This window comes from Homoserinimonas sp. OAct 916 (assembly GCF_003260275.1).
Taxonomy (GTDB): Bacteria; Actinomycetota; Actinomycetes; order Actinomycetales; family Microbacteriaceae; genus OACT-916.
On the sequence record NZ_QJHB01000003.1, the window covers coordinates 36,227 to 49,983 of the forward strand.

Consider the following 13,757-nt stretch of genomic DNA (forward strand, 5'->3'; position numbering starts at 1 on the left):
CGACAATCGGCGGCTGGAAGGAACTTCTGTGACATCCTGGCTCGAAGCCGTGCCCGCGCTGCTCGTCGCACTGGTGGTGCTGGCCGTGCCCGGCACCCTCATCGTGCTGCTGCTGCGACTCAGGGGACTCCTGGCGGTGGCCGCCATTCCCGCCGTCTCGATCTCGATCATCGCCGTCAGCGCCATCGTCGGTCCGTGGCTCGGGCTCCGTTGGGGATGGTGGTTGCCCGCGCTCGGCACAGCGGTTGTCGCCGGTGCCGTGCTGGTGATTCGTAAACTGGTCCCGCAGCTGCGGCGGGCCGCACAGCGCGGAAGTAGTGCGACCGGGCGCCTCGGAGTCGAACGCCGTGTTCTCGGGTGGGGTCTCACGGGGGCTGCGCTCGCCGCCGTTGTCATCATGGGTCGACTGGTCGTAGCGGTGAAGAATCCGGAGCAGATCTCCCAGAACTACGACACCGTGTTCCACCTGAACGCGGTGCGATCCATCCTCGACACCGGCAACGGATCTTCGTTCGCCATCTCGTGGTTCATGCGCACCAACAACGATCCGGTCTTCTACCCGGCGGCCTGGCACGATCTGGTCAGCCTGCTGATCAGCCTCACCGGAGCCAGCATTCCGGCCGCGACCAACGTGATGTGGGTGGCTGTGGCTGCCTTCGTCTGGCCGGTCGGCTGCGTCGTGCTCACCCGTACCCTGGTCGGGCCCAACGTGCCGATCGTCGCGGCAGCCGGCGTACTTTCCGCCTCATTCGCCTCATTCCCGTTCCTGCTGCTGTTCTATGGGACGGCCTACCCGAACACCGTGGCGAACAGCCTCGTTCCTCTCGGCATCGCCCTCGTTGTGATGATGCTGAAGGCCGGTCCACAGCCGTTGGCGGGGCCAACTGTCGCGTCCATGCTCCTGGTGCTCGTGCTGCCGGGAATTCTGCTGGCGCAGCCGAACGGTGTGTTCTCGATCGCGTTCATCCTCACTCCGCTTTTGGCGATGGTCGTCTGGGCGTGGTTGCGGCGCGGGTTCCTGCACCATTCGGTACGCGGGTTGGTGCGCGCGGCAGTACTGCTGGTCGCGGCGGCGGTCATCGCCGTGGCCCTGTTCAGCGTGCCCAGCTTCAGAAGGCTGTTCGCCTTTGCCAACGCCCAGCAGGTTCCATTCCTGGATGCCATCTGGCGGGGAATCTGGAACATGCCACTGCCGACCGATGCACCCGCGATACTGGTCACCGGCCTCGTGGTGTTCGGGCTGGTCGTCGCCTGGCGCCGTCACCGGCTGGGATGGCTGTTCTTCAGTGTGCTGCTTGCACTTGTCGCCTACGCGTTCGCCGTCGGCAGCAACTGGGGGATCGGCAACCTGTTAATCGCCCCGTGGTGGGGTAACCCGGAGCGGATCGCCGCAATTCTTCCCCTGGCGTCGATCCCGCTCGCCGCGATCGGGCTCGGCACGCTGGCCGGGATGCTGGCCCGGCCACTCGGCACACCGGCGCGCTGGTTGGTGCCGACGGCCACGCTGGTGGTCGGAGTTCTTATGATCACGGTGTCGCCACCGCTGAGACAGATCGAGGCGGCGATCACCGATGTCTTCCGCGTACCAGCGGTACCCAACCCGTTGAAACAACTCGACGCCGACGAACTGGAGATGCTCGGCAGGCTCGACGACCTGGTGCCTGCCGACCAGATGATGGCGAACAACCCGTGGAACGGATCGGCGCTGGCGATGGCGCTCGCGGATCGGCGGGTGCTTGTGCCGTACATGTCGATCTTCACGCTCGACGACGACCAGCAGATCTTGAGCACCTCGTTGGACCAGATTGCCGACTCGGTGCCGGTCTGTGATGCCGCCCGCAACAAGAACCTGCGCTTCCTGCTCGACTTCGGCACCGACTTCATCGCTGCGCAACAGTACGGCCGCGTTCAGTACCCGGGGATCGACGCGGCTGCGACATCGGGCGCGTTTAGACTGGTCAGCGAGGTTGGCCACGCCAGATTGTACGAGCTCACCCGGTGTGCCTCCGGGTTGCCCGGCGAGCCGCGTTCACTGGCACCGGTGCCTGCTGGCTGACCCGAGTGGCCCCGCAGGAGGCGCTCACACCACTTCATGGGAAGAGGCAATCCGCAATGACTCAGAAACTACCACCCGGGTGGAGAACCACCCGGATCACACGGGCGCTCGGAATCGATCTGCCCATCGTGCTGGGGCCCTTCGGCGGTGCCTCGTCGACGGCCCTGGTGGCACGAGTCAGCAGCGCTGGCGGCCTCGGCTCGTTCGGCGCCTACAGCCTTTCGGGCCAGCGCATCGTCCAAGTGGCCGCGGAGATCCGTGCGCTGACAGACCGTCCGTTCGCCTTCAACCTGTGGGTGCCGCACGATGGCAGTGACGAATACCGGCCCACCGCCGACGAGTTCGCTCGGCACCTGGCGCCGCTCCAGCCGTACTTCTCCGAACTCGGCGTCGAGGTTCCTGAGCGTCCGGATCGATTCTTTCCCGACTTCACCGAGCAGTTCGAAGCCGTGCTCGAAGCCCGCCCCGCCGCGTTGAGCTTCGTCTACGGCGCCCCGCCGCCCACCCTCGTCGAGCGGGCGAAGGAACAGGGGATCACCCTGGTCGGAACGGCCTCCACGGTGGCCGAGGCCGTCTTTCTGGAGCGTGCGGGAATGGATGTGGTGGTGGCTTCCGGTTTCGAGGCGGCTGGCCACCGGGTGTCGTTCCTGGCGGCCGCCGAGGACTCGTTGATCGGTTCACTCGCATTGGTGCCCCAAGTGGTGGATTCCGTTCGGGTGCCTGTGGTCGCGGCTGGCGGAATAGCGAGCGGGCGGCAGTTGGCCGCCGTTCTTGTTCTGGGCGCGGACGCAGCCCAGGTCGGTACCGCGTTCCTGGCCACCGACGAATCGGCGATCAGCGACCCGCACCGCGCGGCATTGTTCAGCGAACGTGCCACACACACCGCCCTGACTCGGGCGTTCAGCGGCCGCTTGGCGCGCGGAATCCCCAACGAGTTCAGCCAACAGGTGGCCACAGGCAGCCAGCCAGTGGCGCCGTTCCCGCTGCAGAGTTGGCTGATGGGGCGGCTCAAGCAAGCCGCCATCGCCCAGGGCAGAAGCGAGCTGATCTCGCTCTGGGCCGGACAGTCAGCGGGAATGATCCGGTTCCGAAACGCAGCCGAAGTGATCGATGACCTGGTCGCCGAGGCCGACCGCCTGTTGGGGTGAATACCGCGCTTCAGAGCTCAGTGCCGGGTTCAGTGCCGGGCCCAGTCAGCGCCTCGGTGCGCAGCAGTGAGAACAGGAGCCGTGCGAGAATGAACCATGACCTATAAGGGCGACCCAGCACGTTATGACTCGATGCAATACCGCAGGTCGGGGGCCAGCGGGCTGAAACTCCCTGCCGTCTCGCTCGGACTGTGGCAGAACTTCGGCGACACCTCCTCGTTCGACACGCAGCGGGAGATTCTGCGGCGTGCGTTCGACTCCGGTGTGACCCATTTCGACCTGGCCAACAACTACGGGCCGCCGTACGGCAGCGCCGAAACGAATTTCGGCCGCCACCTCAAAGACGACTTCCGCCCCTATCGGGACGAGATGATCATCTCGTCGAAGGCCGGCTATGACATGTGGCCGGGCCCGTACGGAGATTTCGGATCGCGCAAGTACCTGCTCGCCAGCCTGGACCAGTCGCTCGAGCGGATGGGCCTCGACTATGTCGACATCTTCTACTCGCACCGGGCCGATCCCGACACACCCCTCGAGGAGACAATGGGGGCGTTGCACACCGCGGTGACCAGTGGCCGCGCCCTGTACGCGGGTATCTCCTCCTACTCGCCCGAACGCACCCGCGAGGCTGCGGCCATCCTGGCCGACCTGGGCACCCCCCTCACCATCCACCAACCGTCGTATTCGATGTTCAACCGCTGGGTCGAAGGGGGACTGCTCGAAACCCTGGCCGACACGGGCAGTGGCTGCATCGTCTTCTCCCCGCTGGCCCAAGGCATGCTGACAGACCGCTACCTGAACGGCATCCCCGAAGGTTCGCGGGCGTCCCGCCCCGGGTCCCTCGCGCAGGAGTTGATCACCGACGACGCGCTCGATCGTATTCGGGCGCTCAACCAGATCGCCGCAGGCCGTGGACAGACGCTCGCGCAGCTCGCGCTCAGTTGGGCGCTGCGGCACGATCAGATCACCTCTGTACTGGTCGGTGCCAGTTCGGTGCAGCAGCTCGACGACAATATTGCGGCCACCCAGAACCTGAATTTCACCGACAGTGAATTGGCCGAGATCGACGAATACGCAGTGGAAGCCGGAATCAACCTCTGGGAACCGTCCAGCACCGTATGATCTGCCCCAGGCTGCCGCGGCGGCCGAGTATTGCCGTGCTGGGCGCACGCTGGGAAATGGAACATGCCCGGCCCCGTTGACCGAGATTGGGGGCATGCGCATTTAGGGTGGCCATGTGTGGAGACTCGACAAGAAACACGCAGGAGGCGACATCCTTACCGAACGCACGGATGATGCTGACCCCGAACTGCAGACAGAAGGCGGCCTGGCGCTGCATCCTTCAGCGAGCCCTCACGCCGTGAGCACCGGCGATCCCGGGGTGCCCGCGGGAAACATCGCGGAGCCCGAATGGCAGCGGTGGCGCGAGGAACTCCAGTCGCTGGGCGGCCGTTCGCCGCTGCTGCACTTCTCCGACGCACCGCGCACCCGCATCGAACTCAGCACCACGCACCCGGGGGGACTGCCACAGTTCATCACCGGCCATTCGGTGCTGCTGTCGAACCTGATCCGTGATGATCTCGCGCTCAGGAACGCTCGGGTCGCTGCCAGCGCCATCACGGCCAAAGGTGTCGAACTGCGCACCGTTCGTGGGATCGAAGCAGTGCACCTCGCGATCGGTCTGGCCCACTGGCGACACGAGGGTGAAGAGTTCACGGCACCGGTACTGCTCCGCCCGCTCGCGATCAGGCGCTACGGTCGTGACTTCGAACTCAAACTCAAGGGCCAGCCGTTCCTCAACCCAGAACTCGCGCGGGCGCTGAGCGAACAGTTCCAGATCACTCTCGACGCCAACGCCTTCGTCGCCCTCGCTCTGACGAACGGAGAATTCAAACCGCAGCCGGTGATCGACCGCCTGCGCGGACTGACCTCCCACTTGCAGTGGTTCAACGTCGAGCCCCGGTTGGTGGTCTCCAGTTTTGCCTCGGTGAGCGCCGACCTGTTGGCCGATGCGCGGGACCTCGACCATCCGATTCTCGACGCTGTCGCCGGAAACCCGACCGCGCGGCAGGTTGTGGCCTCCGCCGGACTGAACGCAACAGTGACCGGGCAGGACGAGCGTTCTCCGTCGCTGGACACGCTGCTGCTCGACGCAGACACCGAGCAGGAACAAGCGATCGCCCACATCGCAGCCGGCTCCTCGCTGGTCGTGAAGACGCTGCCCGGAACGGGTGGAACCCAGACGATCGTCAATGCGATCGGTGCCCTGGTCTCGCAACATAAGCGCGTATTGGTGGTCAGCCCGCGCAAGTCCAGCCTCGACGGTATCCGCCATCGGTTGGCGCAGGCGCAACTCACGGGAATGGCCGTGTCGGTCAAAACGCTCCGGCGTGACCTGATCCACTCGATCGCGCGCAACGAGAAGGCTACCGAGCCCGCGATCTCCGAGGTGGACGACGCCCTGGTACGCCTGCGCAAGGTGCTGCTCGATTACCGCGGGGCGCTGCAACGCACAGATCGGGTTCTGGGAGTCTCCGTGCTCCAGGCGTTGGACCAACTGACGCGGTTGGCCCAGTTGCCGGTCGCCCCCACCACCAGGGCACGGCTCGACCGGCAATCGATCCAGGCGCTCGCCCGTGGGCGCGAGGAGATTGCGGCACTGTTGGTGAAGGCCGCTGCGTTGGGGGAGTTCCGTTACGGTCCCGACGATTCGCCCTGGTACGGTGCCTCATTCTCGACCACCGAGGAAGCCACCGAGGCCCACGAACTCGCCAAGCGGCTCAATGAGATCCAGCTGCCTCGACTCCTGGCCCGGGCCTACGACGTGATCGGGCAGACCCGGATGCGCCCCTTCGAGTCGATCGCCGAACTCGGCATCTACCTGCGCCTGCTCATGGACATTCGAGAGACACTGGATCGCTTCAGGCCGGCAGTGTTCGACCGTCCGCTGACCGAGTTGATCGCCGCCACTTCCTCGAAGCGGGAATCTCCCCAGATGTCGGGGGCGAATCGACGGCGCCTGCGCAAACTGTCCAGGGAATACCTGCGGCCGGGGGTGCATGTCACCGATATGAACGCGAGCCTGAGGAAGATCCAGCAGCAGCGCACGCTGTGGCAGCGGTATGTCGCCGCCGGCACCACGCCGCAGTTGCCGACCGGCATCGCTGACGTGCAGGTCGCCTACCAGCGGGTTTCGGGAGACCTGGCTCAGCTCGATACCCCACTGGGCACTCTCGGAACCGCGTCTGAACTTGCGGGCCTGCCCATCGGCGAACTCGTGAACAAGATCGCTGGGCTCTCCGCAGAGTCTGAGGTGCTCGCGAACCTTCAGGAGCGCACCGCGATTCTCAGTCGACTGCATGCGCTCAACCTCGAGCCATTGCTCGAAGACCTCGCCCACCGCCACGTCGCCGAGGAGAACGTTGCCGACGAGTTGGAGAACGCCTGGTGGCAGTCGGTCCTCGAATCGATGCTCGCCGACGAACGTGCCCTGTTGAACGCGAACACCAAGGTCGTCGATCGCCTGGAGGCAGACTTCCGGCTGGTCGACGAGGCCCATGCCAAGGCGAACGGCCCACTGCTGGCATGGAAGCTCTCCGAGACCTGGAAGATCGCGATGGTCGACTTCCCGCAGGAGACCGAACGCATCCGCGCACTTCTCAAGTCGGGAGCAACCACCCCAGCGAGTCTGGAGGGCCAGGCGCCCAACCTGGCGCGTATCCTTGCCCCGGTCTGGCTGGCCTCACCCTATGAGACACACACGATTCCGACCGGTGCTAACTTCGATGCCGTCTTCCTTGTCGACGCCGGTGCCACCACGTTTGCTGAGAACATCGGCGCCATCCGGCGTGCCCGCCAGGTGGTGGCGTTCGGAGACCTCGTCACGCAGACGCCGTCGGCATTCAACATTGGCGTGGTCGAGGGCCAGGACGGCCAGCCGGAGGCCGACGTGGACGAGATCCACGCCGATTCCGCGCTCTCGCGGCTGGGTGCACTGCTGCCGTCGCTCACACTCACCCGCAGCTACCGCGCGGGAGGTGAAGACCTGGCCGAATTGGTGAACCGTCGCTTTTACGGTGGCCGCATCGAGTCACTGCCGTGGGCGGGGACCTATCTCGGGCACGACAGCCTCAAGCTGCACCACGTGGCCGACGGTCGGGGTATGCCCGACCCGGAAACCGGAACCGTCGAGAGCGTCGACGCCGAAGTGGCCCGGGTGGTCGAGTTGGTGCTCGACCACGCCACCAATCGGCCCAAGGAATCTCTGATGGTCATCACCGCGAGTGCTCGCCATGCGGTGCGCGTGCACCAGGCAGTACTCGCTGCGTTCTCCCGTCGTACTGAGCTGAGCGAATTCATCCTGTCCGACCGTGCCGAATCGTTCACTGTTGCCACGTTGCAGGAGTCTGTCGGGCAGAGCCGGGACCGAGTGATCTTCTCGATCGGTTACGGTCGCACCCCACATGGGCGGTTGCTCAGCGACTTCGGGGCGCTGGCCGAGCCGGGCGGGGAGAGGTTGCTCGCCGTCGGAATGACCTGTGCTCGCCGTTCGATGGCCATCGTCTCCTGTTTCACCCCTGAGGACATTGACGTGTCGCGGATGAGGCACGGTATCGCAGCACTTGCCCGTGTGCTTGCCGAGACGGCAGCACTCGATACCGCAGATCAGCCCGAATCAGAGGCCGAACCGCTTTTGGTCGACCTGGTGGCGCGCCTTTCCCGAATGGGAATCACAGCCAAGCTCGGGCACCGCGGAAAGCTCTCGTTGGTGGCCACGCACGCCGGTCGCGCGGTGGTGGTCGAGACCGACACGGTGGTTGGCGCCCGTAGCCTGCGCGAGTCCCTGCGGCTGCGACCAGTGGTGTTGCGGCGACTGGGCTGGCACTATTTGAGGGTGCACAACTTCGAACTCTTCGCCGATCCGCAAGCCGTGGCGTCTCGGATCGCCGCCCTGATCGGTGTGCGCGACGTCTCGACAGCCACGGGGCCGATCCCGGTTCAGCCGGACGGCCAATAGCAGCGACAGAGAACTGGTCATGACTGAGTCTGAGCCCGCCGGTGAGGCGGTAAGCGAGCCTCGCATCCAGAGGGTTCCGGGCACGAGCAGACGTGTGCGCTATTCTGCCGATTCGATCGAGGCTGTGGCGCAGAATGTGTCACTTAACACACAGCCGCCCGAACCGTCAGCAGACAGCACGAACCAGGCGTGGCACGACCCTGACGACAACAATGACGACCGCCTGAGGCGCGACAAGCCTCCGCACTGGAGTTGAGCGGAAATTCGGTCAGGGAGTGTGTTTGCCGTCGCTCGTTATCGCCGGCGTTGCCAGCAGATCGCGAATGTCGGCCAGAAGTTCCAGCTCGGTCGCCTCCGCGGGAGTTGCTTCCTTCTCCTTGGCGAACTTCGTCATGAAATGGTTCAGCGGCACGACGAACAGGAAATAAACGGCCGCGGCGATGATGACGAAGTTGATCACAGCACCGAGGAAGGCCCCGAACAGGATCTGGCTGTTTCCGATGGTCACGACCATCGCCTTGTCTAAGCTGTCTGCTTTGAAGATGGAACTGATCAGCGGGTTGATCACGTTGTCGACCAACGCGGCCACGACCGCAGCGAAGGCTACACCAATGACGAACGCCACCGCGAGGTCCACGACATTTCCGCGCAGTAAGAACTCTTTGAAGCCTTTCACGGGGTTCTCCTTTGTGAAGGTGAGAGAAATTGAACAGTTTCCTGATTTTAGCTGATGCAGCCCCGTTTTGCGGCGTGTGGACGTCGCTTATTTCTGGGCGTTCGAGGTCGAACTCGTCGCGGAGCGCCCGGCCTTCGAGCCGGATCCTGAATCCTTGCTGCCGGACCCACTGCTGCCGGATCCGCTGCCGCCGGGGTTCGCCGACGGCTTTGGTATCTTCGACTGGCCGGACGAGTCCTTACCGGTCGAGCTCTCTTTTCCGCTTGGCTTCTCAGAACTCTTGTGTACCGGCAGTTTGCCCGATGGCTGGTCGCGAGAGTCGGTGCGGTAGAAACCAGACCCGACGAAGGCTACCCCGACGGGGCTGAAGACCTTGCGCAGCACTCCGCCACAGGCGGGGCAGACCGTGAGCGACTCATCGGCGAAAGATTGTTGGATATCAAACTCATGGGCGCAGTCTGTGCACAGGTATGAGTAAGTGGGCACGTGTGGTTCCTTACAGTCGATGTGGCCAGTCGATGCGGCCAGTCAGTGTGGTCAGTCAGTGTGGTCAGCCTGTGTGGCCAGTCAGTGTAGCCAGTCAGTGTGGCCAGCCTGTGTGGCCAGCCAATGCGGTGACGCAAAGCGGCCTACCGGTCATTCACCAGAATACCGGCTCGCTCAGAACGGGATGACCCCGCCCGGTGTGACGACGCCGTCGACCGGTTGGTCGTGCAACTCCCTCGGCACACTGTCGACCAGCTCGTGGTCAAAGATCACCGCGAACACGGGCGGCCTGCGATCCATCGAACCGAGTGTCTTGTCGAAATAGCCTCGCCCCCATCCCATCCGCAGGCCATCACGCCCCACCGACGCGGCCGGCACGATGATCAGGTCGACGTCATTGATCGCTATCGGGCCCAGCAGGTCTCCCCGGGGTTCTGGGGTGCCGAAGAGCCCATCGGTCTCGGCCCCGGGGCCACCGACCGTCCAATCCAACAAGCCGTCCTCCCTGGAGATCGGGAACAGGACGCGGATGTCATGATCCTGCGCCCAGTTGAGGAACGGCCGGGTGTTGGGCTCATTCGGAGTGGGCAGGTAGCAGGAGATCGACCGGGCGTTCAGACCGCTCACGAGTTCGATCAAGTGGCCGGTGAGCCCGTCGGTCGCAACGTCCTTCTCCAGTGCGGTCATGTTTCTCCGACGCTCGCGCAACTCGGCGCGCAGGGCCCGTTTTTGATGACTCGGGTCGCTGTTCATGCAACACACTCTAGTTGAACGGGTCTGACGAGACCGAGCGGGCACGGCTCGGGCGATGACAGCGACACCGATTGCCCGATACGCTCAGAAGCATGCAGAAGAAAATCACCAAGGCAGTCATCCCCGCAGCGGGCCTCGGCACTCGTTTTCTCCCGGCCACAAAGGCGCTCCCGAAGGAGATGCTGCCCGTCGTCGACAAACCGGCCATCCAATACGTTGTCGAAGAGGCGGTCGAGGCCGGGCTCGAAGACGTGCTGATGATCGTCGGCCGTGGCAAAGACGCCCTGACCAACCATTTCGACCGAGTGCTCGAACTCGAGGACACCCTTGAGCGCAAGGGGGATCTCGCGCGGCTGAAGCGAGTGAATGCGTCCAGCGACCTCGCCGATGTGCACTTCGTGCGTCAGGGCGATCCGAAGGGCTTGGGGCATGCGGTGCTGCGCGCGAAGAATCACGTCGGTGACCAACCATTCGCTGTGCTGCTCGGAGACGACCTGATCGACGAACGTGACCCTCTCCTGAGTCTGATGTTGGACGAGCAGGTAGCCCGACAGGCGACGATCATCGCTCTGATGGAAGTTCCGCCCGAGAGCATTCATATGTACGGGGCGGCCGCGGTGGAGGCGACCGACAATCCCGATGTGGTGCGTGTCACCGGTCTGGTCGAGAAGCCGGATGCTGCTGATGCGCCGTCCAACCTGGCACTGATCGGACGCTACGTGTTGCGTCCCGAGGTCTTCGCGGTGCTGGAGAAGACCCCTCCCGGTAAGGGTGGCGAGATCCAGCTGACCGATGCGCTCCAGGTGCTCGCGGCCGATCCGAGCATTGCCGGCGGCGTCTACGGAGTCGTTTTTCGGGGCCGACGCTACGACACCGGTGATCGCGCCGACTACATCAAGGCGATCGTGCAGCTGGCGGTCGAGCGGGAAGACCTTGGGTTGGAACTGCGCCCGTGGTTGAAGGACTTCGTCCACACGCTTGAGTGATCGACGAGGCAGATTCGAGGCGGGTGGCTTTTCATGGCGCTGACCATACCGACGCTGAGGGAGGGCTCTCTCACCCTTCGCCCCATTCGCGCCCGTGACGCCCGTGCGCTCGAGCGGGAACTGATTGATAATCGTTCCTGGTTACGCCCCTGGGAGGCCACCAACCCGCGCGGGGCGCTTGTCTTCGACGTGCGCGCGAGCATCCGGTCGTTGCTGAACAACGCCAAAGACGGCGGCGGGCTGCCCTTCATCATCGAGTGCGATGGGGAGTTGGCCGGGCAGCTCAACGTGTCGTCGATCACGTACGGCTCGTTGTCTTCGGCTTCGATCGGCTATTGGGTGTCTCAGCGTTTCGCGGGCCGCGGATTGACTCCGGGTTCCGTGGCGCTGGCGACGGACCACTGTTTCCGTGAGCTGGGGCTGCACCGGATGGAGATCTGTATACGCCCGGAGAACCGGGCATCCCTGCGGGTGGTGGCGAAGTTGGGTTTCCGGTTTGAGGGGCTCAGACGGCGTTACATCCACATCGATGGTGACTGGCGCGACCACTTCTGTTTCGCGCTGGTGGCCGAGGAGCTGCCACAGGGCGTGCTGCACCGGTGGCGCAACGGTCAGGTGCCCCCCGGGCTGGGAGAGCCAGACGCTGCCGCATGGGCTGCGGCTGAAACCCCCGGTCTTTCCGGAGATTCGACCGGACACACCGTGCCTTAATCCCGGCTGGCCGGCCACCCGACTCGTACCGTTGAGTCCATGGGTGCAGACGTGCTGGGCGGCGGGGTGATGTTTGCGATCGCCGCTGCCCTGTGGCTGGTCTACCTTGTGCCCACCTGGCTTCGCCGACGTGAATACTTGGCGACCGAACGAAACGCCGTGCGGCTGCAGCAGACCCTGCGGATTCTTGCCGAGACTGCCGAAGTGCCCCGGCAGGTAGAGGTCGAGGCCACGGCCAAGACCGTGTCGGTGCAGAAGCAGCTCCTGCGCGAAGCCGAGTCGCAGGCCAAAGCGGAGTCTCGGGCCGCAGCAGAAGCGGTGAGCAGGTTGCGACGAGCGGAGTCGGCGAGGCGAATCCAAGCCGCCCGCCAATTGGGCAACACCACGTTTGGTCCCGCGGCGCAACGGCCGGCGCTCCGTCGCCGTCGCCTGCTGGTGACCGGTCTCATCGTTTTCTCACTGGCCGGACTGGCCGTGGGAGGCGTGCTGGCCACCACCGGACTGTGGGGAGTGCTCGTCGCCGCAGCGGCCACCACGATTATTGGCTTGGCGGCGCAAGTGCGTCTGGCCCGCAAGCCCACGACTGGTCCCGAGCCCGTCGCAACGATCCATAAGCATTCTGATGACGTGTTCGACCGTGCAGAGTTCGCCGATCCCGTCATCGAGCGCCCGGTCGTTCCGTGGACCCCGGTGCCGTTGCCCCAGCCGCTGCACCTGACCCGCGGCACCCTTGCCGCCGAAGCCATGGCCTCACGTGTTGCCGGTGCAGAGCTGGAGCAGGCCGCGAAGAAGGCCGAAGTGGAACGACGGGCCTCCGAACTGCAGCCGAAGCCCCCACGAATTCCGGTCGCGGCCCCAGAGTCAGTGATCCCGACTCCGGCCGAGAGCCGACCCGCGAGCAGATTCGCTCGCATGGGAATCGTCGACGGCGACGGGTCGCGTGCACTCGACCTGGATGCCGTGCTGTCCAGGCGTCGCGCCGGCTGACCTGCCGCTGGCCACACACTCGATCAGGCTCTGATCGGCTTTCTGATCAGCCCGCCGGCATCGGAAACGGAGCACACCAAGATGTGTCGGGCGGATCGTTGGGGTCCAGCTTCTTCGAACTACGCGGCTCGGACCAGTTGTAGTAGACGTCGTTGCTCGCGCTTCTCACGGTGATGACGAAGCATTTGTCGCCGAGCGCGACTTTGACGTCGTCGACCGTGGGGGCGGTGGCGCCGGCCGCCGGGGCTTTCAGGAAGCCGCCGCTGATGAGCCCGCTGACACTCTGGTACTCCCCGGTTGCGTTCAGGGATACGGTCTGGGCCGTCTTCACATCGTTGAGGGCAGTGACCGCGGTGAAGTCGGCATCGGAGTTCGCGGTGGTGCGGATGCCGATCGACGTGACCACCCAGAATGCGATGGCGATGACTGCGGCGACGCCGACCACCCGAATCAGGATCGACAGCACAGGGACACTGTCTGGATTCCGGCGGGCGCGGCGCTTCTTCTCGGGTTCGGAAGAGTGAGCCATGCCTGTAATCCTAAGACCCGCACCTCGTCGTTGACGTCCGATGTGAGCCGTTCGGTGGCGGGGTGTGCACGTGCGATGCCTCCTGAGGTGATATTGTGGCTAGGCAGTCTGGGGCTATGGCGCAGTTGGTAGCGCGCTTCGTTCGCATCGAAGAGGTCAGGAGTTCGAATCTCCTTAGCTCCACCAGTTCTCACACCGGGCCTTGGCCGATCTCGCCAGGTCATTCCTTCTCGTCGGTGGCTCAGAGTCGTCCGGCTGCTCCCGCTTGTCGGCGATTTTGTGAGCTGTTGACCGCCGATCTTTCCAGAAGCGACTGAGCGCTCGTTTGGGTCGGTGACGGCGCAAAGCAGTCGGGTGAGCGGCTCACTTCCCGCCGGGCCTGGGATCGCCCCACGAACAGGGGGCGTT

The 13,757-nt window shown here is 64.7% G+C and carries 12 protein-coding genes, 1 tRNA gene and 1 pseudogene; 10 read left to right on the plus strand and 4 right to left on the minus strand.

The features are described from left to right. The first annotated feature begins 28 nt into the window (after positions 1–28). From DL891_RS04070 to DL891_RS17035, 5 genes are all read left to right on the plus strand, one after another. Positions 29–2,056 (plus strand): DUF6541 family protein, encoded by a 2,028-nt coding sequence (locus DL891_RS04070; RefSeq protein ID WP_111719161.1) that lies wholly within the window; start codon positions 29–31, stop codon positions 2,054–2,056. Positions 2,057–2,112: 56 nt separating this feature from the next. Next, positions 2,113–3,204: a nitronate monooxygenase family protein gene (locus tag DL891_RS04075; protein WP_111719162.1), complete on the plus strand. Its 1,092-nt coding sequence runs from the start codon at positions 2,113–2,115 to the stop codon at positions 3,202–3,204. A gap of 96 nt (positions 3,205–3,300) precedes the next feature. Then, positions 3,301–4,326, plus strand: a complete 1,026-nt coding sequence (gene mgrA / locus DL891_RS04080; protein ID WP_111719163.1) for an L-glyceraldehyde 3-phosphate reductase — start codon at positions 3,301–3,303, stop codon at positions 4,324–4,326. Positions 4,327–4,513: 187 nt separating this feature from the next. Next, the gene (locus DL891_RS04085; protein WP_232819013.1) at positions 4,514–8,221 is read left to right on the plus strand and encodes an AAA family ATPase; all 3,708 of its coding nucleotides are present in this window, start codon (positions 4,514–4,516) and stop codon (positions 8,219–8,221) included. A 19-nt stretch (positions 8,222–8,240) separates the two neighbouring features. Further along, on the plus strand, positions 8,241–8,477 hold the full coding sequence (locus DL891_RS17035) for a hypothetical protein (protein WP_157962379.1): 237 nt from the start codon (positions 8,241–8,243) through the stop codon (positions 8,475–8,477). A 12-nt stretch (positions 8,478–8,489) separates the two neighbouring features. Here DL891_RS17035 and mscL read toward each other — a convergent pair whose 3' ends face one another. Then, positions 8,490–8,897, minus strand: coding sequence for a large conductance mechanosensitive channel protein MscL (gene mscL / locus DL891_RS04090; RefSeq protein WP_111719164.1), 408 nt, complete (start codon positions 8,895–8,897; stop codon positions 8,490–8,492). A gap of 76 nt (positions 8,898–8,973) precedes the next feature. Between mscL and DL891_RS17760 the strand changes: the two genes are divergently transcribed. Beyond that, positions 8,974–9,228: a hypothetical protein gene (locus DL891_RS17760; RefSeq protein WP_368665616.1), complete on the plus strand. Its 255-nt coding sequence runs from the start codon at positions 8,974–8,976 to the stop codon at positions 9,226–9,228. 14 nt (positions 9,229–9,242) lie between these two features. Here DL891_RS17760 and DL891_RS17765 read toward each other — a convergent pair. Then, positions 9,243–9,383 (minus strand): annotated as a pseudogene (locus DL891_RS17765) (FmdB family zinc ribbon protein); the annotation flags it as partial. A gap of 174 nt (positions 9,384–9,557) precedes the next feature. Next, entirely contained in the window at positions 9,558–10,136 is a 579-nt protein-coding gene (locus DL891_RS04100) for a 5-formyltetrahydrofolate cyclo-ligase (RefSeq protein ID WP_111719166.1), read from the minus strand. A 92-nt stretch (positions 10,137–10,228) separates the two neighbouring features. On the opposite strand from DL891_RS04100, the gene galU reads away from it, so the two are divergent. From galU to DL891_RS04115, 3 genes are read left to right on the plus strand one after another with little or no spacing between them, the layout of a single operon-like run. Then, complete coding sequence (gene galU / locus DL891_RS04105) at positions 10,229–11,122, plus strand: UTP--glucose-1-phosphate uridylyltransferase GalU (RefSeq protein WP_111719167.1); 894 nt, start codon at positions 10,229–10,231, stop codon at positions 11,120–11,122. A 33-nt stretch (positions 11,123–11,155) separates the two neighbouring features. Then, positions 11,156–11,833 (plus strand): GNAT family N-acetyltransferase, encoded by a 678-nt coding sequence (locus DL891_RS04110; protein WP_111719168.1) that lies wholly within the window; start codon positions 11,156–11,158, stop codon positions 11,831–11,833. A gap of 39 nt (positions 11,834–11,872) precedes the next feature. Next, the gene (locus DL891_RS04115; protein ID WP_111719169.1) at positions 11,873–12,820 is read left to right on the plus strand and encodes a hypothetical protein; all 948 of its coding nucleotides are present in this window, start codon (positions 11,873–11,875) and stop codon (positions 12,818–12,820) included. A 46-nt stretch (positions 12,821–12,866) separates the two neighbouring features. Here DL891_RS04115 and DL891_RS04120 read toward each other — a convergent pair whose 3' ends face one another. Next, positions 12,867–13,349 carry a hypothetical protein gene (locus tag DL891_RS04120; RefSeq protein ID WP_111719170.1) on the minus strand — a complete coding sequence of 161 codons (483 nt, stop codon included), beginning with the start codon at positions 13,347–13,349 and terminating at the stop codon, positions 12,867–12,869. A 110-nt stretch (positions 13,350–13,459) separates the two neighbouring features. On the opposite strand from DL891_RS04120, the gene DL891_RS04125 reads away from it, so the two are divergent. Then, positions 13,460–13,535: transfer RNA gene (locus DL891_RS04125), tRNA-Ala, on the plus strand. Positions 13,536–13,757 lie beyond the last annotated feature (222 nt).